Origin of the sequence: Pontibacter toksunensis (genome assembly GCF_042686245.1) — a bacterium.
Lineage (GTDB): Bacteria > Bacteroidota > Bacteroidia > Cytophagales > Hymenobacteraceae > Pontibacter > Pontibacter toksunensis.
Map to the genome: position 1 here is coordinate 424,754 of NZ_JBHUOX010000001.1, position 25,430 is coordinate 450,183.

The 25,430-nt window shown below is 46.5% G+C and carries 20 protein-coding genes; 11 read left to right on the plus strand and 9 right to left on the minus strand.

Translation table 11 applies throughout. From position 1 onward, the window contains the following. The first annotated feature begins 30 nt into the window (after positions 1–30). The gene (locus tag ACFS7Z_RS01875) at positions 31–2,994 is read left to right on the plus strand and encodes a leucine--tRNA ligase (protein WP_377480011.1); all 2,964 of its coding nucleotides are present in this window, start codon (positions 31–33) and stop codon (positions 2,992–2,994) included. Positions 2,995–3,144: 150 nt separating this feature from the next. Here ACFS7Z_RS01875 and ACFS7Z_RS01880 read toward each other — a convergent pair whose 3' ends face one another. From ACFS7Z_RS01880 to ispG, 4 genes are all read right to left on the minus strand, one after another. Then, entirely contained in the window at positions 3,145–3,651 is a 507-nt protein-coding gene (locus ACFS7Z_RS01880) for a MarR family winged helix-turn-helix transcriptional regulator (RefSeq protein ID WP_377480014.1), read from the minus strand. 217 nt (positions 3,652–3,868) lie between these two features. Beyond that, a complete protein-coding gene (locus ACFS7Z_RS01885) occupies positions 3,869–4,231 on the minus strand; it encodes an MmcQ/YjbR family DNA-binding protein (RefSeq protein WP_377480017.1) in 363 nt (120 codons plus the stop codon). 2 nt (positions 4,232–4,233) lie between these two features. Continuing rightward, positions 4,234–4,398 carry a DUF6728 family protein gene (locus ACFS7Z_RS01890; RefSeq protein WP_377480020.1) on the minus strand — a complete coding sequence of 55 codons (165 nt, stop codon included), beginning with the start codon at positions 4,396–4,398 and terminating at the stop codon, positions 4,234–4,236. A 151-nt stretch (positions 4,399–4,549) separates the two neighbouring features. Then, on the minus strand, positions 4,550–6,523 hold the full coding sequence (gene ispG, locus ACFS7Z_RS01895) for a (E)-4-hydroxy-3-methylbut-2-enyl-diphosphate synthase (RefSeq protein ID WP_377480024.1): 1,974 nt from the start codon (positions 6,521–6,523) through the stop codon (positions 4,550–4,552). 121 nt (positions 6,524–6,644) lie between these two features. Between ispG and ACFS7Z_RS01900 the strand changes: the two genes are divergently transcribed. Both ACFS7Z_RS01900 and ACFS7Z_RS01905 read left to right on the plus strand, forming a co-directional pair. Further along, a complete protein-coding gene (locus ACFS7Z_RS01900; protein WP_377480027.1) occupies positions 6,645–7,169 on the plus strand; it encodes a flavodoxin family protein in 525 nt (174 codons plus the stop codon). Next, complete coding sequence (locus ACFS7Z_RS01905) at positions 7,166–7,543, plus strand: hypothetical protein (RefSeq protein ID WP_377480030.1); 378 nt, start codon at positions 7,166–7,168, stop codon at positions 7,541–7,543. Before ACFS7Z_RS01900 ends, ACFS7Z_RS01905 begins: the two co-directional genes overlap by 4 nt. Positions 7,544–7,672: 129 nt before the next feature. On the opposite strand, the gene ACFS7Z_RS01910 is transcribed toward ACFS7Z_RS01905, so the two are convergent. Continuing rightward, the gene (locus ACFS7Z_RS01910; protein ID WP_377480033.1) at positions 7,673–9,865 is read right to left on the minus strand and encodes a glutamine synthetase III family protein; all 2,193 of its coding nucleotides are present in this window, start codon (positions 9,863–9,865) and stop codon (positions 7,673–7,675) included. 471 nt (positions 9,866–10,336) lie between these two features. Between ACFS7Z_RS01910 and mtaB the strand changes: the two genes are divergently transcribed. Together mtaB and ACFS7Z_RS01920 are read left to right on the plus strand one after the other, a co-directional pair. Beyond that, complete coding sequence (gene mtaB, locus ACFS7Z_RS01915) at positions 10,337–11,656, plus strand: tRNA (N(6)-L-threonylcarbamoyladenosine(37)-C(2))-methylthiotransferase MtaB (RefSeq protein WP_377480036.1); 1,320 nt, start codon at positions 10,337–10,339, stop codon at positions 11,654–11,656. A gap of 69 nt (positions 11,657–11,725) precedes the next feature. Beyond that, positions 11,726–12,331: an OmpH family outer membrane protein gene (locus tag ACFS7Z_RS01920; RefSeq protein WP_377480040.1), complete on the plus strand. Its 606-nt coding sequence runs from the start codon at positions 11,726–11,728 to the stop codon at positions 12,329–12,331. 75 nt (positions 12,332–12,406) lie between these two features. Here ACFS7Z_RS01920 and ACFS7Z_RS01925 read toward each other — a convergent pair whose 3' ends face one another. Then, positions 12,407–13,648, minus strand: a complete 1,242-nt coding sequence (locus ACFS7Z_RS01925) for an ABC transporter permease (RefSeq protein WP_377480043.1) — start codon at positions 13,646–13,648, stop codon at positions 12,407–12,409. Positions 13,649–13,780: 132 nt separating this feature from the next. Here ACFS7Z_RS01925 and ACFS7Z_RS01930 point away from each other — a divergent pair, with 132 nt between their 5' ends. Continuing rightward, a complete protein-coding gene (locus ACFS7Z_RS01930) occupies positions 13,781–15,046 on the plus strand; it encodes an asparagine synthetase B (RefSeq protein ID WP_377480045.1) in 1,266 nt (421 codons plus the stop codon). 123 nt (positions 15,047–15,169) lie between these two features. Here the strand turns inward: ACFS7Z_RS01930 and miaE are convergent, their stop codons facing one another. The 3 genes from miaE to lpxK all read right to left on the minus strand — a co-directional run bounded on the left by miaE (position 15,170) and on the right by lpxK (position 18,931). Continuing rightward, positions 15,170–15,775 carry a tRNA-(ms[2]io[6]A)-hydroxylase gene (gene miaE / locus ACFS7Z_RS01935; RefSeq protein WP_377480048.1) on the minus strand — a complete coding sequence of 202 codons (606 nt, stop codon included), beginning with the start codon at positions 15,773–15,775 and terminating at the stop codon, positions 15,170–15,172. Positions 15,776–15,841: 66 nt separating this feature from the next. Continuing rightward, positions 15,842–17,800, minus strand: a complete 1,959-nt coding sequence (locus ACFS7Z_RS01940; protein ID WP_377480051.1) for a putative porin — start codon at positions 17,798–17,800, stop codon at positions 15,842–15,844. 69 nt (positions 17,801–17,869) lie between these two features. After that, entirely contained in the window at positions 17,870–18,931 is a 1,062-nt protein-coding gene (gene lpxK, locus ACFS7Z_RS01945; protein WP_377480054.1) for a tetraacyldisaccharide 4'-kinase, read from the minus strand. A gap of 71 nt (positions 18,932–19,002) precedes the next feature. Between lpxK and ACFS7Z_RS01950 the strand changes: the two genes are divergently transcribed. The 5 genes from ACFS7Z_RS01950 to miaB all read left to right on the plus strand — a co-directional run bounded on the left by ACFS7Z_RS01950 (position 19,003) and on the right by miaB (position 25,405). Then, positions 19,003–20,103 (plus strand): Nif3-like dinuclear metal center hexameric protein, encoded by a 1,101-nt coding sequence (locus tag ACFS7Z_RS01950; RefSeq protein ID WP_377480057.1) that lies wholly within the window; start codon positions 19,003–19,005, stop codon positions 20,101–20,103. Positions 20,104–20,106: 3 nt separating this feature from the next. After that, positions 20,107–20,838 (plus strand): zinc ribbon domain-containing protein, encoded by a 732-nt coding sequence (locus ACFS7Z_RS01955; protein WP_377480061.1) that lies wholly within the window; start codon positions 20,107–20,109, stop codon positions 20,836–20,838. A gap of 46 nt (positions 20,839–20,884) precedes the next feature. Then, entirely contained in the window at positions 20,885–22,357 is a 1,473-nt protein-coding gene (locus tag ACFS7Z_RS01960; protein ID WP_377480063.1) for a tetratricopeptide repeat protein, read from the plus strand. A 105-nt stretch (positions 22,358–22,462) separates the two neighbouring features. After that, a complete protein-coding gene (locus ACFS7Z_RS01965; protein WP_377480067.1) occupies positions 22,463–23,755 on the plus strand; it encodes an anthranilate synthase component I family protein in 1,293 nt (430 codons plus the stop codon). A gap of 219 nt (positions 23,756–23,974) precedes the next feature. After that, positions 23,975–25,405, plus strand: coding sequence for a tRNA (N6-isopentenyl adenosine(37)-C2)-methylthiotransferase MiaB (gene miaB, locus ACFS7Z_RS01970; protein ID WP_377480070.1), 1,431 nt, complete (start codon positions 23,975–23,977; stop codon positions 25,403–25,405). The last annotated feature ends 25 nt before the right edge of the window (positions 25,406–25,430 follow it).

Here is a 25,430-nt window from a genome sequence, read left to right on the forward strand (position 1 = left end):
ATAAAGACGCAACAAACACAGAGATAAACAATGTCCGAGTACAATTTTAACCAGATTGAGAAAAAGTGGCAGCGTTACTGGGAAGAGAACCATACCTTCAAAGCCACTCCCACAAGTGATAAACCGAAGTACTATGCCATGGATATGTTCCCATATCCGTCTGGCGCCGGCCTGCACGTAGGGCACCCACTTGGTTATATTGCCTCAGACATTGTGAGCCGCTATAAGCGCCTGACCGGCCACAACGTGCTCCACCCGATGGGCTTTGACTCATTTGGTCTTCCGGCAGAGCAATACGCCATACAAACCGGTCAGCATCCGGCCATCACAACAGAAGAGAATATTACCCGTTATGTGGAGCAGCTAAAGAACCTGGGGTTCTCTTTTGACTGGGATCTGGAGATTCGTACTTCTGACCCGGGCTATTATAAGTGGACGCAGTGGATTTTCATGCAGTTGTTTAACAGCTTCTATAACCACAACACAGACAAAGCAGAGCCTATTTCAGAACTTGTGCAGGAGTTTGAGCAGTATGGCAACAAGAATGTGAATGCTGCCTGCGACGAAGATACACCCGCTTTCTCTGCAGACGACTGGACAAAAATGGATGAGCAGGAGCAGTCGGAGATGCTGCTGAAATACCGACTCACCTATGTGGCCGAGGCAATCGTGAACTGGTGCCCTGCCCTTGGTACGGTACTGGCCAATGATGAAGTGGTGGGTGGTGTATCGGAGCGTGGCGGATACCCTGTAGAGCGCAAGCTGATGCGCCAATGGATGATGCGCATCACAGCCTATTCCGAGCGCCTGTTAAAGGGGCTGGAGGATATTGACTGGCCGGAGCCTGTGAAAGAGATGCAGCGAAATTGGATCGGAAAGTCTATTGGAGCTATTATGTCATTCCCTCTTGAAGGGATTGATGCTGAGATAAAAGTTTTCACCACCAGGCTTGATACAGTTTACGGCGCTACTTTTCTGGTGCTGGCCCCAGAGCATGAACTGGTAGAGCAGATAACTACTGAGGAGCAGCGCAAAACGGTAGAGGCCTATGTAAATGTAGCCAAAAACCGTTCGGAGCGTGAGCGGATGACTGACGTGAAGACTGTTTCAGGTGCCTTTACGGGAGCGTATGCCACCAACCCTTACAACAATGAAAAAATACCTGTTTTTATAGCCGATTATGTTTTAGCTGGCTACGGAACAGGTGCTGTAATGGCAGTTCCTTCAGGTGACCAGCGCGACTGGAATTTCGCCAAGCATTTTGACCTGCCTATTGTTCCCATTTCTGATGCTCAGAAGGATTTGGATGTACAGGCAGATGCTACAAAAGAGGGTCATTATATCAATTCTGAGATGATCAATGGCATGACTTACCAGGAGGCGATGCCTGTACTGGTGAAGTTCCTGGAGGAGAATGGCATTGGCAAAAGCAAAGTCAATTACAGAATGCGCGACGCAGTGTTTAGCCGCCAGCGCTACTGGGGAGAGCCGGTACCAGTTTATTTTAAGGACGGCATACCACACCTGCTGGATGAAAGCGAACTGCCACTGGAATTACCGAAAATAGATGCCTACCTGCCTACTGAAACAGGTGAGCCACCACTTGGTCGTGCCGTGGATTGGAAGTACCAGGACGAATACCCGTATGAACTGAGCACCATGCCAGGTTGGGCAGGCTCCAGCTGGTACTGGTACCGTTATATGGATCCGAAGAATGATGTAGCTTTTGCAGATAAAGACATCATCAAATACTGGCGGGATGTCGATCTATATATAGGCGGATCAGAACACGCCACAGGGCACCTCCTCTACTCCCGCTTCTGGAACAAGTTCCTGTTTGACATGGAATTGGTAGTGGAAGAAGAACCGTTCAAGAAGCTCATCAACCAGGGAATGATTCAGGGACGGTCAAATTTTGTTTACCGTGTTGCTTTTGGTTTTCATCATCTTATTGAAAAAGATTATAATTGGGATGATTTAGAGAAGGAAGTTCTTGCTCAATTTCCTAAAGTTTTGATTTCTAAATCATTTCATGAAAAATTTATGAATTCGAAGGATGGAGAACCAGATAATTCAGTAAGTAATTTAATAAAATCAAAAATCAAACATCTTGAGGAAGAATTAAAATTAAAATATGATTTTATAGGTGATTTTTTTCCTATTAGGTCATATCCAGTGCATGTTGATGTTAATTTGGTAGATAATGATGTATTAAAAGAGAATGAATTCGTGAAGTGGAGGCCTGGATATGAGAAAGTTATTTTGATCAATGAAGAAGACGGCAAGTACATCTGCGGCGTAGAAATCGAAAAGATGTCGAAGTCGAAGTATAACGTGGTGAACCCGGATGACATTGTTGAACGCTATGGTGCTGATACTTTGCGCATGTACGAGATGTTTTTGGGGCCGCTGGAGCAGTTTAAGCCATGGAACACCAACGGGATGGATGGAGTGAACAAGTTCCTGAAGCGTTTCTGGAAACTCTTCCACGACAACGCTGGCAACTGGGCTGTTTCTGATGCCGCACCTACTGCGGAAGAGCTGAAGTCGCTGCACAAGACGATTAAGAAAGTAGAGGAAGATATTGAGCGCTTCTCTTTCAACACCTCCGTTTCTACGTTCATGATATGTGTTAACGAACTGACGCAGCTTAAAACGAACAAGCACGCCATACTTGAGCCACTGACAATCATTCTTTCTCCTTACGCACCTCATATAACTGAAGAGCTTTGGGAGAAATTAGGTCACAAGGAGAGCATCAGTTATGCTTCGTTCCCGCAGTGGAAAGAGGAATATTTAGTGGAGAGCTCATTTGAGTACCCGGTTTCCATTAATGGTAAAATGCGGGCCAAAGTTACTTTTGCACTGGATACACCCCGGGAGGAAATGGAGAAAGCTGTGGTCAACGATGAGCAGGTAATTAAATTTATGGAAGGCAAAGCTCCTAAGAAGATCATCATCGTGCCAAGCAAAATCATCAATGTGGTAGTATAGTATCCACCAAACTCCTAGACAGATTAACCAAAGTCGCTAAGTCAATGCTTAGCGACTTTTTTCTGATAGATCTGCTGTTGCTGGAGGTAAAAAAAGGTGTAAGCAGAGGACATCTTCCACTGCTTACACCTTTTGATTTGCTTTAACTTGTTATGCTTCTGCGTTCACTTGATCAGAAGAATTCACTCTTTCTTCCGCCGTTTTCAACGACTCCCTGACTTTATAGAGCAGTGTAACAAGCGTTTTAGCTTCTTCCTCTGTCAGGCCGTGCATCATAGCATCTAATTCATGTAAATCTTTATCAATAGCTCCGATTATTTTCTGGCCTTCTTCTGATATAAGTATGTTAACCAGACGTTTGTCTGCCGTATTCTGCGTTACCTTCACTAATCCTTTGGTACCAAGACGGCTCACAAGGCGGGAGGCATCAGACATTTTGTCCAGCATCTTTTCACGAAGTACGGAAGTAGAAACCGGCTTAGGGTACTGGTCTCGTAAAATGCGCAGGGCGTTGTATTGTTGAGTCGTCAGGCCATGTCTTTTAAAAAAGCTTTCATAACCATTTGAAAGGAATCCGTACGTGTACAAAATACTTACGCTGGCTTTCTGCCACTCATTTCGAAAGGAGGCAATGCCTATTTCGTTCTCTAATATCATACAGTGTTTTAAGGTGAGTTTATCAAGTATAGCTAAAAAGTTTGAAAATTCATCGCCTTCTGTAGCGCACTTTATATAAAAAAAGACAGAAATATGACAAAAAGGGTTCCTACACGAAATAAACGTACATTTATTGTAATGTAGCTACATAATTTTTTTTTGGACTAGTGCGTCCTGTGTTAAATAAAAGAGCCACTCTGCAGTGGCTCTTTTATCTTTACTCAAATTTATGCTCTATTTCTTGCTTAACCTTCTTTGTCAGATTAGCCCACACCAGCGCGTAAGAATCATCAATCCACAAGAGAAGTAACTGATCGGGTAGCCCCGCCTGAGGCAAAACAGTATTCCAGTGCCGCTTGCTCAGATGATACCCACCACTTACCTGTGGATATTGCTCGCGTAATGTCACTGCCTTTTCAGGATCACACTTCAGGCTGATACCCTTCTGGTACTGCGAAATGCTGCACAAGGCAAACATTTTACCGCCAACCTTAAAAACGAGAGTATCTTCATCGAAAGGAAGTTCTTCCGTTGTGCCAGGCTTTGCTAAGCAGTAGGCTCTGAAGTCCTCAATGTTCAATATTACCAGTGCTTAATAATAAAGTAGATGATACACCCAAGGAACATCAGGATTGAAATCTTGTTGATGGTGTGCATCGCCCGCAGGTTAAAATTAGACTTACGGTTCGGATCTTTTTTGCGGAAGAAGTAGGTAGCTACCTCAGAGAAATCAAATAATCCCTTCATGTTATAACAGATTAAATTTTTTGAAACACGTATCGCAAAGGCTGTTATTTGTCTTTTGCGTTACTATTTAAGAACATATGGAGGCGGAAAAAGATTGCGATTTTAAACAGAAGTAGTAAATAAAATACACTTTATTTCTCCCCAAAAAGGCCTATTCTACTAGCTGCACAGGCTCAATCCATTTATCATCTTCCCGTATCAATTCAATGAGTTCATCCACGGCACGGTCAGCAGGAACAGCTTTTTTGATGACAGTCTGGCCACGGTAAAGGGCGATCTTATCCTTCCCTACTCCAACATATCCATAGTCTGCATCTGCCATTTCACCTGGTCCATTCACAATACAACCCATGATACCTATCTTAACTCCCTTCAGATGGTCGGTGCGTTTTCTTATCATGGCAGTTGTTTCCTGTAAATCGAAGAGCGTTCGGCCGCAGCTTGGGCAGGAAATGTACTCGGTCTTGCTCATGCGGGTACGGGCTGCCTGTAAAATGCCAAAACTCAGGCTGTTGTACTGGTCAATGGTTTGCAGCCACTCCCCTTTCTCCTGAGCAGGAAGAAATTCTGTACCCAACATTACACCATCCCCCAATCCATCGATGAGTAGGCCACCTACATCCGTGGCAGCATACAACTGTGTTTCATCGGGTGTCAGCTGGCCATAGGCACGCTTGATAATGCAAGGCGTCTGCACCCCATTATTCATCAGGCGGAAAAAACATTTACGCAGCTCCGGCATGGCGTGCGCATTGTTTGTTTGCAGCATCAGGACTGCTGTTTTATCCTGCTTCAAACGCTCCAAAAGCTCGCTTGACAGGTCTTGAAGCGTAAGCAGCACAAAATTTACCTTCTCATGCCGCTCAACTCCGCCTATATACTGCGCCGCATCCAGCAATGGATGGCGATCCTCTCTTTGCTCAGCAGTTAACCAGGTATCATAATTCACAATCTCCTTCAGGCCATTCGGTAGCATAAAGTTAATAGGGTTGTGTCCGGTATAGATAAAATCAGCGCCCAGATCATTCATATTGAACTTATCGAGCAGCATAGAGTACAGGTGGCCCACACATTTCAGATCAGCATATTGTACATCTGTCTGGCGGCTCAGATCAGCCACCACCCGCGGCACGTTAGTTCCTCCCAGGTTCTCTACCTCTACTGTCTCTCTTCGGTGATACTGAAACGGGTTGATAGGCACATTGCAAATTGGCTTCAGTGGTTGCGCTTTCTCTGCTCGATGAGTATATCGGTCAATCAGAGCTTTTGCTACAGGAGCTTCCGCCTCTGGCGCTTCTGTTAACGAAACACGCACTGTGTCTCCTAGCCCATCTTCCAGCAAAGTTCCTATACCCACAGCGGATTTAATCCGCCCGTCTTCGGCCTCTCCAGCCTCTGTTACACCAAGGTGTAGCGGGTATGGCTGCATGCCCTCCTCTTCCAGCTTCTGTACCAGCAGACGGTACGCCTGCACCATCACCTGCGTGTTAGAAGCCTTCATGGAGATAATAATTTCATAATAGCCTTCATCCTCACAAATACGCAGAAATTCCAAGGCACTTTCAACCATACCCAGTGGGGTGTCGCCGTAACGGCTCAGGATACGGTCAGACAGTGAACCATGATTTGTTCCGATGCGCATGGCAGTACCATGCTCTTTGCAGATGCGCACCAGCGGCACAAACCGTTCCCTGATACGGTCCAGCTCCGCCTGGTAAGAGGCATCATCGTATTCTATGACCTGGAACTTCTTCTTATCGGCATAATTGCCAGGATTCACCCGTACCTTTTCTACAATGCGAGCCGCTACCTCAGCAGCATTAGGCGTGAAGTGAATGTCAGCAATAAGCGGCACGTTATAACCACGCTTGGCTAACTCTTCCTTTATGTTTTTTAGGTTCTCTGCTTCCTTTATACTTGGCGCCGTAATACGTATGTATTCACAGCCTGCCTCTATCATACGAATGCACTGCTCCACAGAACCCATGGTGTCCATGGTATCCACAGTGGTCATCGACTGCACCCTAATCGGGTAATCGCCGCCCATTGGCAATCCGCCAATGTTTACCACGCGCGTTTTTCTGCGTTTATACTCTGTGAGGCTTGGGCAATAAGATTTGTTCATAAAGAATAATGCGACAGCTTGTCTCTTTAACTAAAGTTGCACCTGCTTTGTTCAAAGGCAAATTACGTAAATTTAATACCATTATTTTTTAACTGGTGCATGAAAGCAACAGTGTTTACATATGGATAACAAACCGGCCGTGATAATAGGTAGTGCCAGGCGCGACAGCGACACAAAAAAGCTGGTAGAAGTTCTTTTTCCTGAAAGTGACGTTAAAGTACTGGACCTGTTGGATTATAAGCTTGATGCATACAATTACTCAGGTGCGTACTCGACTGAAGATCAGTTCCTGCAAATAGTTGAAGAACTACTACCGCATCAGCAGCTGATTTTCGCGACACCCGTGTACTGGTATTCCATGAGCGGCTTGTTGAAGACCTTCTTCGATAGGTTAACAGACCTGGTAACAGTTCAGAAGACCATCGGACGGAAGCTGGCCGGTAAGGAAACATTTATGGTAGCAGTTGGCGCTGAAAATGAACTGCCCTTGGGATTTGAAAAACCCTTCGAGCTTACCTCTGATTACTTTGATATGACTTATAGAAAAGGATACTACTGCCAGACAAAAGAAATTCATATTCCTACAGAAGGCAGGGCTTTGTTTTTGAAAGAGATAAAAAGAACGCAGAAAATTTTAAAGACATGAACATGATACATATGAGTAGGTTTTTCCCGAAGAATATGCCTCAAAGACTACATGGGCTGCAAATCTGGGGTAAACTTCGGCAGGAACAAATGTCAGAAGCTGTTTCTATCACGAAAGATACAGTAACAGAATTTTTGAAACGACAAATAGAACGCGGTGACTGGAAAACAGTGCAGGAGGTGCTCCGGGGTAAACCGATGACAACAGCCGGAAAATTTCTGCTTGAAGAGTTACGAGACAGCGTGGTGTCGAAATTAATTTTCAGGCTTGGCCTACGCAAAGTCATAGCTGTGGGACTGGTCGTGGTGCTGCTACCACTTATCTTAGCAAAAGTAGCCGGCCAGTTGATAAGCAAGGTAAAGCAGACAAATTAAGTGAGCTACATACTATAATGATTGTTGTACTCTTTTACAGGTCTCCTGAAAGTGACTTAGCATGCTATTTGAAATAATAAAGGCACCCTTCTGAGGTGCCTTTATTATTTTATATGATAGAGAACCAGATTATCTGTTAAACATCAATTCTCTGTATTTCACCAGTGGCCAATCCTCATCGTCTACCATCAGCTCTAGCTTGTCCACGCTGTAACGGATAGTATCAAAGAATGGGAAAACTTCTTCCTGGTAATAGATAGCACGCTCACGGGCTTCTTCTATCTTGTTGGCTACTTTACGATGCTCAATCATCTCATCCACGTTCTTCTGGATTGTGGTGATGTGACGGGACATTTTCTTAATAGCATCTATGGTTGTGGCCGTAAATTCATCTTCCAGGCCTAGATCTTTCAGGCCCCTTACATTGTTTATTAACTTGTTTTGATAAGCAATAGCCGTAGGAATAACGTGGTTAACAGCAAGGTCACCTAACACACGTGCTTCGATTTGGATCTTTTTGATGTATTCTTCCAGAAGAATTTCATGACGGGCATTCAGCTCTACCTCAGTTAAAATCCCGTTTCTGCTGAACAGGTCTTTAACTTCTGCATGATGGTACACATCCAGGGCACGCGGCGTCGTTTTAACATTCGATAAGCCACGTTGGCTAGCCTCGTCTTCCCACTCCTGAGAATACCCGTTGCCCTCGAAGCGAACAGTTTTAGAGTCCACTACATACTCCCGCAGAACCTGGATGATGGCTATTTCCTTCTTCATACCCTGCCCATCAATAAGCTCATCCACAGACTTCCTGAATTCCAGCAGCTGGTCAGCCACAATGGTGTTCAGAACAGTCATCGGATTAGATACGTTGGCAGAAGAACCAACCGCACGGAATTCGAATTTATTACCTGTAAAGGCAAACGGTGAAGTACGGTTACGGTCTGTATTGTCCAGAAGAACCTCTGGGATCCGGTCAATGCCCAGTTTCAGGTACATGTTGTCGCCTTTCTCCATAGGGATTTTGGCAGTACGCTCCAGTTCATCCAGAACCGCTGTCAGCTGCTGGCCCACAAAAACAGACATAATAGCCGGAGGGGCCTCGTTTGCACCCAGTCGGTGGTCGTTATTTGCAGACGCAATACTGGCACGAAGTAAGTCAGCGTGCTTATGAACTGCTTTGATGGTATTGATAAAGAACGTCAGGAACTGCAGGTTTTCTTTCGGCTTTTTACCTGGCGCAAGAAGGTTCACACCTGTGTTCGTGCTCATAGCCCAGTTATTGTGCTTGCCGCTGCCGTTAACACCTTTAAAAGGCTTCTCATGCAACAGTACTTTAAAGCCATGACGGTCCGCCACACGATCCATAATGTCCATCAGCAACTGGTTGTGGTCGGCGGCAAGGCTGGCATCCTCGAAAGTAGGAGCACACTCAAACTGACCTGGCGCTACCTCGTTATGGCGTGTACGCAGCGGAATTCCCAGTCTGTGAGCAGCTTTTTCAAAATCAACCATATAGGCATGCACACGGCTTGGTATAGAACCGAAATAGTGGTCCTCCAGCTGCTGCCCTTTGGCAGGAGCATGCCCAAACAACGTACGGCCAGTCATTACCAAATCAGGACGAGCGGAATAAAGCGCTTTATCAACCAGGAAGTACTCCTGCTCTATACCAAGGGTAGTGTTTACTTTATAAACGTCTTTGTCGAAATACTGGCAAACAGGTACAGCCGCATCATTCAGAAACTTCAAAGACTTCAGCAGAGGTGTCTTGTAATCCAGTGCTTCGCCTGTATAAGAAACGAAAATAGTGGGGATACAAAGGGTTTTGGAGTTTGTACCCTCTATAACGAAAGCGGGTGATGATGGATCCCAGGCAGTGTATCCACGAGCTTCAAAAGTGTTACGGATACCGCCGCTTGGGAAAGATGAAGCATCGGGCTCCTGCTGAACCAGCGCGCTACCTTTGAAAGCTTCAATCGCATCACCATCGGAAGTCAGGTCAAAGAAAGAGTCGTGCTTTTCAGCAGTTGTACCAGTCAATGGCTGGAACCAGTGTGTGTAGTGTGTAGCACCTTTGCTCATGGCCCAGGACTTCATGCCTGCCGCAACAGCGTCAGCCAGGTTACGGTCTACTTTTTCACCAGCTTCAATAATACGGCGCAGGCGCTTGAAATTATCAGACGACATGGTAGCGCGCATCGCGTCGAAGCCGAACACATTCTCGCCGTAATAATTGGAAATGTCTGTGGAAGGTAAATTTACTTCACCTGTTTTACGCTGGTTTACCAGGTCCAACGCTTTAAATCGGAGTGTTGCCATGAGTTTTTGAGAGAATTTTGTTTTTAGGTGTAGCAAATATAGAGAGAAAATTCATTTTCCAAACTAATCCCTCTTGATTTTAGGGGTTTTAAATGAATATTAGTTAAAAACAGGACGATCAACCTCTGTATTTACAGGTTTCCTAAAAAAAACATGTTATTATAAGCATATACCCTATCTAAATCATTACCCTGCTCCTTCTTGCATCAATTATGGTATGCCTAACATTTTTTTATATTCTTTACCAATTTTTAATTTTAATGATAAAACAGTTGCAGATCCTTAATTTTGAGAATCTGGTAGTTTTCATACAAAACAATATATTTCTGTCTCCATTAAGCGCTCATATAACATAAAGCACAACATCAGGCCTTATCTTTAATCCATTCACGCTCAACCTTATAGCCTCAGCACTTTTGTAGAATTGATTGCAGCAATAAGGTAGAAATTTCATACCTTTGCAGCCTGATTATGAAAAAAGTAACTTTTTATACCTTAGGCTGTAAGCTGAATTATTCTGAAACCAGCACCATTGGGCGTATTTTCCAGGAGCGTGGTTTTGAGAAGGTGGAGTTCACGGATACCCCAGACATTTATGTCATCAACACGTGTTCTGTCACGGACAATGCAGATAAAAAGTGTCGTAAAATTGTGAAGGAGGCGCTGAAACATTCTCCAAACGCCTTTATCACCATTGTTGGATGCTATGCGCAGCTAAAGCCGAAGGAAATTTCTGAGATTCCGGGAGTGGATGCCGTATTAGGAGCAGCTGAGAAGTTTCAGTTAGTGGACATACTGGAGACATTCGAGAAGAAAGACAAAGCAGAGGTACATGCCAGTCCTATTTCAGAAGCAAATACATTTCATAACTCTTACTCTTTCGGCGACCGTACCCGCACTTTTCTGAAGGTACAGGACGGCTGCGATTATTCCTGCTCTTTCTGTACTATTCCCCTCGCGCGTGGCAACAGCCGCTCCGACAGCATCATTAATGTTGTTCGATCGGCTAACGAGATAGCCGCATCCGGTGTTAAGGAGATTGTGCTAACAGGCGTGAATACCGGGGACTTTGGAATACAGGACGGCCAGCGGGTAGAAACATTTTACGAGCTGGTTCAGGAACTGGATAAGGTAGAGAGAATTGAACGTTTCCGCATTTCATCTATAGAGCCAAACCTGCTGAAAGACGAAATAATAGCCTTTGTGGCGCAGAGCAACCGCTTTATGCCGCATTTCCATGTACCGCTGCAGTCAGGTTCAAATAACATACTGAAACTGATGCGCCGCCGTTACCAGCGGGAGCTGTATGCTGATCGTGTAGCCAGCATAAAGGACCTGATGCCGCACTGCTGCATTGGTGTAGATGTGATTGTTGGCTTTCCGGGGGAAACAGAGGAGGATTTTCTGGAAACTTATAATTTCCTGAACGATCTGGATGTGAGTTACCTGCACGTGTTCCCTTACTCAGAGCGTGAAAACACCCTAGCACCTGAAATGCCAGGCAAGGTAAGCACCAAAGACCGCAATCGCCGCGCCGATATGCTGCGCATCTTATCCGAGAAAAAGAAAAGAGCTTTCTATGAGCAGAATATCGGCCGCGAGTTTAACGTTTTATTTGAAGACGATGTGAAGGACGGCGTTATGGAGGGATGGACGGAAAACTATGTACGCGTTGCCGCGAAATATGACCCTGTACTGGTAAATGAAACGAAGCATGTTCGCCTGACACAGCTTAATGCAGCAGGGTTAATGGAGGCAGAAGAAACTTACCAGGAAGTACTGAAGCATTAGGTAAATGGTAAAGTTTAATGCTATATTTAAGCTGATAATTCTTTCAACAAATCAAAAACCAACGAAATAGTGAAAGTTCTAAAGATTTCCTTAGGCTTGGCAATGGCAGCTTCTTTTCTGGGAGCCTGCACAGAAGCGCCTAAAGTAGAAGGAGTAAACACCACCAGCGAGGCCGGTACAACTCCAGATATTGTTTATGTTAACTCTGATTCGCTTCTGACGAACTACGAGTATTTCAAAGACGTTCGTACCCGCCTGCAGGGCAAAGGCCAGAAAGCAGAGCAGAACCTTCGCTCACAGGCAGAAGCGTTCCAGAAGGAAGTTGAAAGATATCAGCAGACAGGCCAGAACATGAGCGCGCAGCAGCGGGCGCAAACAGAGCAGCGTCTGCAGCAAAAGCAGCAGCAACTACAGCAGTTGCAGCAATCGGCTGGTAACGATCTGGCTGGCGAAGAATCAGAGGAAATGAAGAAGATCTACGATCGTGTAGAAGAATACCTGAAGAAACTGAGCGAAGAAAAAGGCTACGAAATGGTACTGACTTACTCACGTGGCAACAGCGCTATTCTTTACAGCGACCCTTCCCGTGACATTACCACTGAAGTAGTGAACGCCCTGAACGAGGCATATACAACAGAGAAAGCGGCTGCTGATACAACAGCTACAAAGAAGTAAAAATAAATATACCTTAAACAAAAAACCCTCTCCTATTCAGGCAGAGGGTTTTTTGTTTCATTTCTAGGAAAATACTTATTCGTAACGGAGCGATTCTATAGGGTCCAGCTTAGAAGCCTTGAAGGCTGGATAGTACCCGGAAATTACGCCCACAATTACACATATCGCCATTCCGACTATCACCCAGATCCATGGTACTATAAAGCCACCTTCACCCATGAGGGAAGCAATGCCGTTACCCATGACAATGCCGAGCATTACGCCTACAAACCCACCTAATATACAAATCACAATCGCCTCTATCAGGAACTGCTGGCGTATCTGGAAAGCTGTAGCTCCTAACGCCTTGCGCACTCCTATTTCCCGGGTCCGCTCGTTCACAGATACCATCATGATGTTCATCAAACCAACCGATGCCCCCAGTAACGTAATAAATCCAATCAGGAAGCCCCCTATCTTCAGGTAGCCTGAAATTTCATCCAGGCTCCGCAATGCCGAATCGCTCCTTCTGATTTCAAAAGAATCCTCCTGTCCCAGTGCATCCTGCCTTATATTTCGCATAACGCCGGTTGCCTCGCCCATCACATAGTCCAACTCATCTGCCCTGTAGATAGCTGTTTTGATATCATAGTTTAGGGTTCCCTCGCCCGTTCGCGGTATCTGACGGCCTGTTTCCAGCGGAATGATTATACGACGGTCACCGCTGCCGCCCATACTGCTTCCCTTCTTTTCAAGCACACCTATTATTTTGAAGCGGCGGCCCAGAAACGAAATATAATTTCCGACTGCTTCTTGGTTCTTGAACAGGGTACTAACAATCTCATCACCAACTATAGCGACATTCGCTCCCTGCTCCTGCTCAAAGGTAGAGAAGTCCCGTCCCTTAGATAAGTTCAGGCTATTGTTGAGCATGTAATTTTCATCACCAGCAACAATATTCACATTGGGGTTTGTTTTTTCTGTTTCGCTTTTCACCACGGTGGCTCCTGAAACAAAAGCTGACAGGGATACGCGTGCATCAGCCGGCATTTGCTCCTTGTACATCACCGCCTGGTTGTAAGAAATTACGGGATACACTTTCTCGGCACGTCCCTGATCCATGCCTCTGTTATTCATACCGGCGCGGCGTATGTCAAAGGAATTAGCCCCAAGGCTGGAAAAGGTTTTCGTCAGCGAATACTTCATGCTGTCTACAGCCGTTAAGATACCAACCAAAGACATAATGCCGAAGGCGATGATCAGGCCTGTCAGAACGGTCCGAAGCAGGTTACCATGTATCGACCGGAGGCCCTCCAGAATGTTTTCTATCAGGTTCATATGCTTGGAAGATGTGCGCTTTGTTACTAATTTACGTTAAGTATACTATAAAGGCATTGCATCTAAGTTAATGCCATTAAATGACTTTGAAGTCGATATTATACCATAAACCTTATTTTAAAGACGAATCGCATGTTTTTCCGTACCACCACGCTTATTTTGTCGCTGTTTCTGCTTTCATTTTCCTCTATGGCCAGCACTATTCTGCTGCCAATGGACGAGACGCAGAAAGACCATTTAAAATCTTATGGCGTAGCTTATTGGGCATTGGGTAAAAATGTTTCGGTGGACTGGCTGCTGAATTACCGGGGCGGCAGTTTTGCCTTTCAGCATGCCCCGCAGCTGGAAAATGAACTCATTGTGAGGGGGGTCAGCTATAAGGTTATCTCAGACGCCCAATATAACAGCATTTTAACCGAAATAAGCAACCCAGAGGCAAATATGGATATTATGAAGCTGGAGAAAGTGCCTAAAATTGCGGTATACTCTCCTAAGTCAAAAATGCCCTGGGATGATGCCGTTACCTTGGTACTGACTTACGCTGAGATACCCTACGATGTGATTTATGACGAAGAAATAGTAAAAGGTGATTTGCCGAAGTATGACTGGCTGCACCTGCACCACGAGGATTTTACCGGCCAGTACGGAAAATTCTATGCCAGTTACCGCCACCACCCCTGGTACCAGGAGCAGCAGCGTGAACTGGAAGAGTCTGCTGCAAAGCTCGGGTTTAAGAAAGTGTCAGAGATGAAGCTGGGCGTGGTGAACCGTATCAAAGAATTCTGTGCCGGTGGTGGCTTTTTGTTTGCGATGTGCTCTGCTACCGATACCTATGATATTGCTTTGGCTGCTGAGGGAGTAGACATTGTGGAAGCCATGTTTGATGGTGACGGTGCTGACCCACAGGCACAGCAGAAACTTAACTTCGATAATACGCTTGCTTTCCGTGATTTCAGGATTTCACGCAACCCTTTGGAGTATGAGTACTCCAACATCGACGTGCAGCCACAGGAACGGTCGGTAACAGAGGCAAACGATTACTTTCAGCTATTCACATTTTCTGCCAAATGGGACCCGATTCCGACCATGCTGACTCAGAACCATGAGAAAACCATCAAAGGATTTATGGGGCAGACGACTGCTTTCAGAAGAAAGCTGGTAAAGCCTGAGGTGATTGTGATGGGCGAAAACAAAGAGCTGAATGAAATCCGGTACATGCACGGCACCTACGCAAGGGGCACTTGGACTTTTTATGGCGGCCACGACCCGGAAGATTACCAGCACCTGGTGGGAGAAGACCCTACTGATCTGGCCCTACACCCAAACTCTCCCGGCTACCGCCTCATTCTGAATAACATTCTCTTCCCGGCTGCTAAAAAGAAAAAGCAGAAAACCTGATTTCATTTATCGTTGCTCATTTACCAATTATTACTTCATACATTAGAAAGGTAAAAACAGGAAAGGCTGAAGATGTTTTCTTCAGCCTTTCCTGTTTTTGATAAATGATAATTGTAAAATGAATCAGTGCATCCGGTCGTGCCTGGGCTTCAGGTTACGGATGATGTCGGCTTCAATAGCCAAGAGTTCCTTCAGGCGGGCATCTACTACATCAGCAGGCATGTATTCTTTTGCCAGCTTCACGAAACTCACGTAATGGCCTGCTTCCGATACCATTAGTTCATAGTAAAACTGTTGCAGGCCTTCATCCGCAATATTTTTCCAGAGCAGTTTAAAGCGTTCACAGCTCCTGGCTTCAATCAGCGCATTCACCAGCAGGTGGTCCATTAGCTGGCGTTCCCGCTTATCGCCTTTCCGGATGTGCTTTGTCAGTTCTACCACGTACTCATCCGGCCGGTTGCGACCCAGGCTGTATCCACGCTTTTTCAGCTCGGCCAGTACCCTTTCAAAGTGACTCCACTCCTCAGCCACAAGGTCTGTCATCTCCTCCACCAGCTTTTCTTTGTCCGGGTACTTCACGATAAGCGATATACCCGAAGTAGCGGCTTTCTGCTCACAGTAAGCATGGTCAACCAGTATTTCTTCTATGTTTTTCTCCGCTATGTTTACCCATCGCGGATCGGTAGGCAGCTCCAGGCGAAGTATGGTTTTAGTTGATGAAGTTGACATACTATCAGTGAAATACAGGCTATTGAATTTAATAAGAAGTACTGAGGAACAGCAACAGGACTAATATTAATCGAAAAACATCCACTTAAGGCCGAAAGTAAAGCTGCGGCGCATTCCGGGATAATAAGGAGTCACAAAGTAAACCGGCTCCAGTAGGCCATCATTCACATGGCTCATCTTCAGGAAAAAGTTAACCGTTTTGATGTCAGCATTCAGAAACACCTCTATCACTGGGTAGCCCTGCACCTGGAAGTTGTTCTGCACATAGAACTGCTGCGTGACAGGCATATAGGCATCAGCATAGTAGCTGGATGCATAGGTAGCCTGCACCCCAAGCTGGCTGAAGAGCGCCTTTTTAAACAGGAATCCTTCAATGTAGGCCGTGGACTCCAGCAGCCAGTCCGGCACCCTTACCTTATCTGCTTCATCGGTATTGGTGTAGGCGACAAAACTCTTTATATGCACAGGCCCGAATCGGATATGGTGCGACACATCTGCACCCCATAGCCGCTGATCTCCACTCTGCTGCTGCGGTAAGGCGAACTGGTTGTAATAAATGTACCGTTTGATGTTCGTGAAATGAGCATTCAGTTTGATATACTGTCGCACCCCCAGCTTCCCTGCATAACCAATTCCGATGCGGTCAGTCACGGAGGTTTTAAAATCATTATCCCACTTAAAATGATTGCTGAGCATGTAGTCCTCTACACGTGTGGGAGAATATAGCGTTCGCTCCAGGGTAGCGAAAGCACCACCGATACGCGCCCGGCCTTTGATGCGATAATCAGAACCCAACTGGTATTCTGCCTCTCCGGTTAGTTCTGCCAGATTTTTGTAGATGAGCCTGATATCGCCCCCTATGAGTACCTGGTTGAAAGCATCCTTTTGTTCTATTGTATAATACTTTGTAGAATCTGTAGAGAGGGTGTCTTCGACACTATAGGCTAAGGTGGCATTACGCAACTTGGCGTAAGCATTATAGGAGGATAGCTTATAGTTGCCCGTTACACCAAACGTGTTCTGCAGTTCCTTATAATTGGTGATATCGTTCGTCCGTCTACGGGTATAATAGTAATCCCTGTAAATAGTGAAAGTAGTATCTAGTTTACCACTGTTAGCTGTTAAATAACTTTCCAGTGCTGGTCGGTATGCGGCAGGATTAGTATCCTCATACCTGTTCTCCTGCCTCCTGTAATCCAGCACATGGTATACCTTCAGGTTCTCTTTTGCCAGCCTGTAAATCTGCATGAGGTGGAAGTTGTTCCTGGTCTCTTCGTTCAGGGCGGTCGTGAGCTGCACCGGTGCCTCCCCAAACCTGGCGAGGATGGCAGGTAGCGAAGCATCTGCCTGCACAGCCGTATCCGGCAGTATACCTCCTGTCTCCACCTGCTCCACCTTCATGAATGTGAAATTAAAGAACAGGCTATAGTTTTCGTCTTTTGAGCGGTAATGGGAGAAAAGCTTAATTGCCTGGTTGTCCAAAAAGCTTCTTGATCTTCTGTCTCCGGCTGCCGGCCCTATCTGCTGGTTCGCTGTTACAATCTGGTAAGCGGCACCAGCATTCCAGCGGGGGGAAATATTGCGGGTGTGCAACCCTTCAAACACCTGCTCTCCCCTCGCTCCCTGCACATAATAAAGATGGGTATAAGGCGAACGTGTATTGAAATAATTGATTCTATAGGGGTCATAGGCATAGCGGTCGAAGATGTTTTTCCCAAGCCTCACTCCTATTTTTTGAGGAGGGGAGTAAAAAAGACGCTGTGCAGCAGTTCCTACGTTGCCCAGGTGCTGGTAAAAGGATGTGTCATTGAACCAGTACCGCTCGTTCTGTATGTTGTGCAGTAAGGTATCGATAGGCTCCTCAAGATAGCGCCCCCGCAGCACATCCTGCTCGTAGAGCTGCAGTGTCGTTTTTGGGCTATAGAAAAGCTTGGTTGTATCATCGATAATCTGAGAATAGGCAACCTGGCTCTGGAGAAGCAAGCCAAGAAAAGGAAGAATAAGGGCAACTATCTTGTTTTTCACGTCGCAAAATTAGCGAATTAATATTATTTCTGATGCTTCTGCCCTGCACCGGAGCCGTAAGCGATCGCTTTACTTGTCTGTCACGGCACAAAATTGCTGCACATGCCGTAGTACCAGCTGATCAAACTCCTCCTGCGCATGCAATAGCTTCACAACAACGGGAAGGTAAAAAACCGGCAGCTGCTTCGTTAGGGCTTCTAAACCAGGTCCTGCCAGTTTAACGGCATCTTTGCGTGTTGTTATTACTGTAGCCCCTGAGAGTTCCGGTTTCTGCAGCAATTGCTTCAGCTTTTGCAGGTCCTGCTCACTGTACGCATGGTGATCTGAGTATCCCACATGCTTCACCACCGTATGCCCCGCTGCTACCAGGTTTTCTACTAAAGGATTTGCATTGGCTATACCTGTCAGCAGCAGCACCTTTTGTGTAGGCGCAACTGATAAGCCGATGCCCACTGGTGCTCCATAAACAAACGTGGAGAAGAAGATTGGTGTATCCGGCGCGGCGTATTTTTCTATTTCTTTCCTGATTTTGCTTTGTTGCGCAGCACCCAATTTGCCTGGGCATTTACTAACAACAACAGCATCTGCCCTGGCGGCTCCCTGACGCGGCTCCCGCAGCAGCCCGGCAGGCAAAACAAAGTCTTTGTAGAAAGGCCTGTTAAAGTCAGTGAGAAGAATGTTCAGCGAAGGCTGTACCGGCCGGTGCTGCATCGCATCATCCAGAACCACTACTTCTACACGAGGCACCTGTTGTTGTAGTTGCTGTATCCCTTCTACCCGGTCTTCAGAAACAGCTACAGCTACACTTGGGAAGTCGCGGTGGTACTGGTATGGCTCATCGCCCAGAAGTGCTGCCGTGCTGGTTGCATCAGCAAGCAAAAAGCCTTTGCTCTGTCGCTTATACCCCCTGCTCAAAGTGGCTACTTTATATGACTGCAGCAGGCGAAGCAGGTACTCCACGTGTGGGGTTTTGCCCGTGCCTCCCACTGTCAGGTTTCCAACGGAGATAACAGGAAGCCCAAAACGTGTAGAAGGGAGTTTGCCTTTGTCGTAAAGGATGTTTCGGGTAACCGTTACGCCACCGTACAGCAGAGAGAAAGGCAAGAGCAGCAGTTTCAAATATTTCATCATTATTATGTAGCGAGTAAATTTAAAATTAATTTTAACGAGATGCCGACAAAGCAGGAACGAAATAGAAAACGATGACAAGAATAAAGGACATAACGAATCTACTGGAGAACCTGGCCCCCCTCCGGTACCAGGAAAGCTACGACAACGCAGGACTACAAACAGGAGATGCACAGGCAGAGGTTAAAGGTGTGCTCCTGACGCTGGACTGCACTGAGGAAGTGATTGAGGAAGCACTGCAAAAAGGCTGCAACTTCATTGTGGCGCATCACCCCGTTATATTTAAAGGACTTAAACAGCTGACGGGGGGCAACTATGTGGAACGGACCATCCTTAAAGCCATCCGGAACGATGTCGCTATTTATGCCAGTCATACTAATCTGGACAACGTGGTGCATGGGGTAAACACCAGGATAGCCGAAAAACTGGAACTGCAGCAGCAGCGAATACTTGTGAACAAGCCGCAGACCCTGATGCAGCTGGTGGCTTTTGTACCGGTAGAGAGCACAGAGGAAGTGCTGCAGGCGCTGCATACAGCGGGCGCCGGCAACATTGGCGAATACAGCAACTGCAGCTTCCAGGTAAGGGGTAAAGGCCGCTTCCAGCCATCAGAAAAGGCCAACCCTACGATAGGTGAACCAGGAAAACCAGAGGAAGTGCAGGAAAACCGCATAGAGGTTATTTTCCCGGCCAACCTGCAGAGCCGGGTAATGGCAGCCTTGCAAAAGGCACACCCCTACGAGGAAGTAGCACATTACCTATACGGCCTGGAGAACCAGAACCAGGAAGTAGGCATTGGGATAATCGGGGAATTGGCAGAAGAGATGGCTGAGGCAACCTTTCTAGCTTACCTGAAGGAAAAGATGCAACTCCAGGGCTTGCGGTACACCACTATTGGTGACAAAAGAATAAAGCGGGTGGCAGTATGCGGCGGTGCAGGAAGCTTCCTGATAAAAGATGCCATTCAGCAGGGTGCCGATGCCTTGGTCACAGGTGATGTGAAGTACCATGAATTCTTCGATGCGGAAAGTCAGCTGATGATTGCAGACATCGGGCATTATGAAAGTGAGGTATTTACAAAGGAGATTTTTTATGACGCTATTTCAAAAAAATTCTCTAATTTTGCAGTCTTAATATCAGAAGTAAACACAAACCCTGTCAGATACACTTTTTAATACATGGAAAGTACTGTAGCCAGCAAACTTGAAGCTCTTTTAAAGCTTCAGACCATCGATTCACAGCTTGATGAAATCAAAAGAGTAAGAGGAGACCTTCCTGAGGAAGTTCAGGATCTAGAAGATGAAATTGAAGGGTATGCGGTACGGGTTCGTAAGTTTGATGATGAAGTAGCCTTTCTGAATGATTCGATTGCGCAGCGCAAGCAGGCAACAAAAGACGCTGAAAGCCTGATTCGCAAATATGAGGAGCAGCAGCAAAACGTACGCAACAACCGTGAGTACGATGCTATAACAAAAGAGATAGAACTTCAGAAGCTGGAAATCCAGATAAACGAAAAGAAAACAAGAGAAGCACACTACCAGATTGAGCAGAAGATCGCAGAGATAGAAGGAACAAAGAACCGTCTGGAAGAGCGCCGCAAAGACCTGGAGAACAAAAAGAAGGAACTAAACCAGATAGTTGGAGAAAGCGAAGAGGAAGAAACACAATTGGAGAAGGAGCGCAATAATGCTGCTTCCAACATTGAAGACCGCCTGCTTAGCGCTTACACGCGTATCCGTGGCAACGTGCGCAACGGCCTGGCTGTTGTTACCGTGAAGCGTGATGCCTGCGGTGGTTGCTTTAACACAGTTCCACCTCAGCGGCAGGCAGACATTGCTGCTCAGAAGAAAGTGATTGTGTGTGAGCACTGTGGCCGTATCCTGGCTGGCGTAGAGCAGCGTGTATTCTAGTAAAAAAGCTTTGGGCTATAAACGCTTGAACATAAATATAAGAAGGATGGCTAAACCCCATCCTTTTTTTTTGCTGCTGTGCTGTTTCCTGGCTGTTAGAATAGCCTCAGCCTCCTCTGCTTTTACTCCTGCTTTAGGCAAAGCCTATGGGCAGATGCTGAAGCTCCAGGTGGATAATGGTCGTATCATTCTCAAGGCTGAGCTTCAGAAAGACCCCGGCAATGCAGCGGCTTTGATAATGGCCAATTATGCTGACTTCCTGGAGCTTTGTGTGCAGCAGGACCCGGAGAGGTATGTACTATTGCTACGGAATCAGGAGCAGAGGCTGGAGATAATAGAAAGTCATAAAAATAGAAACGCCTGGGACGATTATGCAGCAGCTGAAGTAAGAATGCATTTGGCCATGTCTAAGCTATTGTTTGGCAATCGATTGTCAGCAGCATGGGACTTTCGTAAGGCTTATGTGCAATACGCAGATAATGCCAGACGCTGGCCCAGTTTCGTTCCAAACAAAAAGAACCTGGGTGTGCTGCAAATTCTGCTGGGTTCTGTACCGGATCAGTACACGTGGTTCCTAAATATCATTGGCCTGGAAGGCAGCGTGAAAAGGGGCATGACTAACCTGACGGTTGCAGCGACCACTAAGAATCCGTTTCAGGAGGAGGCACAGCTTTTGCACGCGCTGGTGCTGCATTTGCTGGAACAGGAAGAGCCGGAACAGGCAGTAACACGAGCTACCTCCCTTGCCAGAGCTAACCCGGATAACCTGCTGTTCCATTTTGCTGCAATGCACCTGCTAAAGAAAACGAAGCAAAGCGACGCAGCCTTGTATATGTATCATAACAGACCCGTGGGCAAGGAGTACCTCCAGTTCCCTTTCCTGCACCATATGGCCGCTGACCTCTACCTGTTTCGTGGAGACTATGACACCTCCATTCAGAAAAACCAGTTGTTCCTGAAACAGCACAAGGGAAAGCATTATTTAAAAGCCACACTTTTTAAACTATATCTGGCTTACCTATTGTACGATCATACCCCGCAAGCGAAGTGGCACTTTAACAGAATAGCAGAAACTGGCATAGCCGAGACTGAGGAAGATAAGTATGCCGTCCGTTACGTAGAAGATGCTGAGGAACCTGTACTGCCCTTGCTACGGGCGCGCCTGCATGCTGATGGCGGCTATTACATTAAAGCACTACAGGACCTGAAACAAATGAAGCTTACGACTGCCTTGCCCTTACCAGTTCGGGCTGAATACTTCTACCGCAAAGGGAGGATTTATCACGGACTGGAGGATTTACAGGAAGCCATTGCTTTTTACAAAAAGACAATAGATGTCTCTGGCACCAGCGACTTATACTTTGCCCCGAATGCTTCGCTGCAACTAGGCTACATTTACCTGAATGCGAACGAACCTGCTAAAGCAAAGGCCTACTTTAAGCAAGCGCTGAGTTACAAGGGTCACCCGTACAAAAACAGCATCGATACCAAAGCGAAACTGGCACTTTCTGACCTGTAATTTTGAGGCGTGTGATGCGGGAAATTTAAATTCAAAGAGACGCCTTATGCAATGATCCATACTAGCCTGTAAGGGTATTGGATGATGATTCTACTACTGAATAAAATGTACGCTACAGAATTAAGGGCAGCTGATATAACCGTTTCGCTGGAGGAATTCCGGATGAAAGCATTGGCCTGGGCTAACCAGCATCCGCATGTAGCCTATTATACTTCAAATGAAATCCCTTACCCGCACCATGGCTTTGAGCACCTGCTGGCTGTGTCGTCTGGTGCTTCTGTACCTCTGGCTGAAATGAGCGCTTTTAAAAGCCTGCGACAGGAGCTACAGAAAGAAAATCAGCTTCTTTGCGGCTTTCTATCCTATGATTTGAAGAACCAGATTGAGAATCTGCAGAGCCAGCACCCCGATCATGTGGGCTTTCCCCTCCTGCATTTTTTCTCTCCAGACATACACCTGTACTTTAAACAGGACAGCATATGCATCTATAGTACAGAAGATAACATAGCATCATCTGTAGTTGCTATACAAGAAACTCCCGCTGCTTTACCTGCCACTCCTAAAGCTGTTGCTGTAAAGCAGCGGGTTACAAAAGAAAAGTACGTAGCAGCCGTTGAGCAAATACGGGAGCACATTCTGGAGGGTGATGTTTACGAGCTCAACTACTGCATAGAGTTCTATGCGGAGGATGTGGCACTTGCTCCTTTGCCGCTCTACCTGGCGCTCAACCATGCTTCCCCCACTCCTTTCTCAGGCTATTTAAAGTACCACGACAAGTACTTGCTGTGCGCCTCACCGGAACGTTTCCTGAAGAAAGAAGGCCAAAAGCTTATATCGCAGCCTATAAAAGGTACCACACGTCGCGGTGCAACGCCACAGGAAGATGCGCTGTTGCAGTACCAGTTGCGCCACAACGAGAAGGAACTTGCCGAGAACATGATGATAGTTGACTTGGTGCGGAATGATTTGGGCCACTCCTGCGCCACCGGAACTGTGCAGGTAGAGGAAATGTTCGGCATTTACGGTTTCCGGCAGGTTTCGCAGATGATTTCTACCATTGTAGGCAATCTGCGACCTGACAAGGACCTGGTAGATGCATTGACGGGTGCCTTTCCGATGGGCAGCATGACAGGGGCACCCAAGATCAGTGCGTTACAGCTCATAGAGGCTCTCGAGGCTACACGCAGGGGGCTGTACTCCGGCACTTTCGGGTTTATCAAATCGAACAACGACTGCGATTTCAATGTGGTCATTCGCAGCATTCAGTACAATGCCAGTAACAGATATCTTTCCTTCATGGTCGGGAGCGCCATCACCTATGATTCAGATCCGGAGCAGGAATTCGCCGAATGCCTTCTGAAGGCGAAGGCCATTTTGAAAGTGCTTGGGCAGGGTTGACGGCTGCACCTTCCATCCTGAACTGAGAATGATCTGATAGAGGATTAGCACAATGATGTTGGTTGTGGCATTAGTAAAGATGACTATAAAAAGTTTTCCTTATTCTGAGACACTTAATCAGGAATTAGTAATGCGTAATCCGCAATTAATAAATGTGCCTGTCATTCTGTCACGTTATTAGAGGAGATTATCTTATATTTGCAGTTGTAACTTTATAGTATGGATCCAATAGTAGATTTAGATTTCATAGATAACCGCACACCAGAGCAAGCTGCAGCCTGCGACACAAAGGTGACAGCGGAAACAAACACAGGAAAGGGACGCAAGTTATACATCGAGAGCTATGGCTGCCAGATGAATTTCTCCGATAGCGAAATTGTTTCCTCCATTATGTTTGAGCAAGGGTTTGATACCACCTCCGACATAGCACAGGCGGACCTTGTGTTCTTGAATACCTGCTCTATCCGGGAAAAAGCAGAACAGACAGTCCGCAACCGCTTAGGCCAGATAAATTACTTCAAGAAGAAGAAGCCGGCGATGATGGTAGGCGTGCTGGGATGTATGGCGGAGCGCCTGAAGAAATCGCTGCTGGAAGAAGAAAAGATAGTAGACCTTGTAGTAGGACCCGATGCTTACCGCGACCTTCCGAACCTGATTAGCGAAGTGGATGGCGGGCAGAAAGCGGTAAACGTGCTGCTGTCCCGTGAAGAAACGTATGCCGACATCAACCCCATCCGCCTGAACAGCAATGGGGTGAGTGCCTATATCTCCATTATGCGTGGCTGCGACAACATGTGCTCTTTCTGCGTGGTGCCGTTCACGCGTGGCCGTGAGCGTAGCCGCGATGCGCACTCCATTGTACGAGAAGCACAGGCGCTGATATACCAAGGTTACAAAGAAGTAACGCTGCTGGGCCAGAACGTGGATTCTTACAAATGGGTGTCAGAAGACGGCGCAGAAACAGTAAACTTTGCTCAGCTTCTGGAGAAAGTGGCGCTGTTAGACCACAACCTGCGTGTCAGGTTTTCGACATCGCATCCAAAAGATATCACAGATGAGGTATTGTACACCATCAAAAAGTACGATAACATCTGCAAATATATACACTTGCCAGCGCAAAGCGGTAATTCCCGTGTGCTGGAGTTGATGAACCGCACCTACGACCGTGACTGGTACCTGAACCGGGTGGATGCTATCCGGCGGATTTTAGGGCAGGAATGTGGCATTTCTTCGGACATGATAGCCGGCTTCTGCACCGAATCCGAAGAAGAGCACCAGGACACGCTCTCGCTCATGGACTATGTGCAGTATGACTACTCCTATATGTTCTTCTACTCTGAGCGCCCAGGCACACTGGCTGCGCGAAAATTAGAAGACGACATTCCGTTGGAAGTGAAGAAGCGACGCCTTGCAGAAATAATCGAGAAACAGCGCGAAACGTCCCTGAACCGCAACAAACTGGATGTGGGCAGAGTGCATAAAGTGCTGGTGGAAGGTTACTCTAAGAAATCTGATGAGCAGCTGAGTGGCCGTAACGACCAGAACAAGGTGGTCATCTTCGACAAGAAGCACTATAAAAAAGGTGATTACGTGAACGTGTTTGTACACGACTGTAGCGTCGGCACCCTTTTCGGGGAAGCAGTAGATTAGACATGGAGATGAAGACATGTGCTGA

What these genes read in the sequence shown, in the direction of transcription:
- ACFS7Z_RS01930 (WP_377480045.1), top strand. Translation starts at nt 13,781, where the DNA reads ATGTTTTTCCGTACCACCACGCTTATTTTGTCGCTGTTTCTGCTTTCA.
- ACFS7Z_RS01875 (WP_377480011.1), top strand. Translation starts at nt 31, where the DNA reads ATGTCCGAGTACAATTTTAACCAGATTGAGAAAAAGTGGCAGCGTTAC.
- ispG (WP_377480024.1), bottom strand. Translation starts at nt 6,523, where the DNA reads ATGAACAAATCTTATTGCCCAAGCCTCACAGAGTATAAACGCAGAAAA.
- ACFS7Z_RS01960 (WP_377480063.1), top strand. Translation starts at nt 20,885, where the DNA reads ATGGCTAAACCCCATCCTTTTTTTTTGCTGCTGTGCTGTTTCCTGGCT.
- ACFS7Z_RS01905 (WP_377480030.1), top strand. Translation starts at nt 7,166, where the DNA reads ATGAACATGATACATATGAGTAGGTTTTTCCCGAAGAATATGCCTCAA.
- mtaB (WP_377480036.1), top strand. Translation starts at nt 10,337, where the DNA reads ATGAAAAAAGTAACTTTTTATACCTTAGGCTGTAAGCTGAATTATTCT.
- miaB (WP_377480070.1), top strand. Translation starts at nt 23,975, where the DNA reads ATGGATCCAATAGTAGATTTAGATTTCATAGATAACCGCACACCAGAG.
- ACFS7Z_RS01910 (WP_377480033.1), bottom strand. Translation starts at nt 9,865, where the DNA reads ATGGCAACACTCCGATTTAAAGCGTTGGACCTGGTAAACCAGCGTAAA.
- miaE (WP_377480048.1), bottom strand. Translation starts at nt 15,775, where the DNA reads ATGTCAACTTCATCAACTAAAACCATACTTCGCCTGGAGCTGCCTACC.
- lpxK (WP_377480054.1), bottom strand. Translation starts at nt 18,931, where the DNA reads ATGATGAAATATTTGAAACTGCTGCTCTTGCCTTTCTCTCTGCTGTAC.
- ACFS7Z_RS01900 (WP_377480027.1), top strand. Translation starts at nt 6,645, where the DNA reads ATGGATAACAAACCGGCCGTGATAATAGGTAGTGCCAGGCGCGACAGC.
- ACFS7Z_RS01965 (WP_377480067.1), top strand. Translation starts at nt 22,463, where the DNA reads ATGTACGCTACAGAATTAAGGGCAGCTGATATAACCGTTTCGCTGGAG.
- ACFS7Z_RS01880 (WP_377480014.1), bottom strand. Translation starts at nt 3,651, where the DNA reads ATGATATTAGAGAACGAAATAGGCATTGCCTCCTTTCGAAATGAGTGG.
- ACFS7Z_RS01955 (WP_377480061.1), top strand. Translation starts at nt 20,107, where the DNA reads ATGGAAAGTACTGTAGCCAGCAAACTTGAAGCTCTTTTAAAGCTTCAG.
- ACFS7Z_RS01950 (WP_377480057.1), top strand. Translation starts at nt 19,003, where the DNA reads ATGACAAGAATAAAGGACATAACGAATCTACTGGAGAACCTGGCCCCC.
- ACFS7Z_RS01890 (WP_377480020.1), bottom strand. Translation starts at nt 4,398, where the DNA reads ATGAAGGGATTATTTGATTTCTCTGAGGTAGCTACCTACTTCTTCCGC.
- ACFS7Z_RS01925 (WP_377480043.1), bottom strand. Translation starts at nt 13,648, where the DNA reads ATGAACCTGATAGAAAACATTCTGGAGGGCCTCCGGTCGATACATGGT.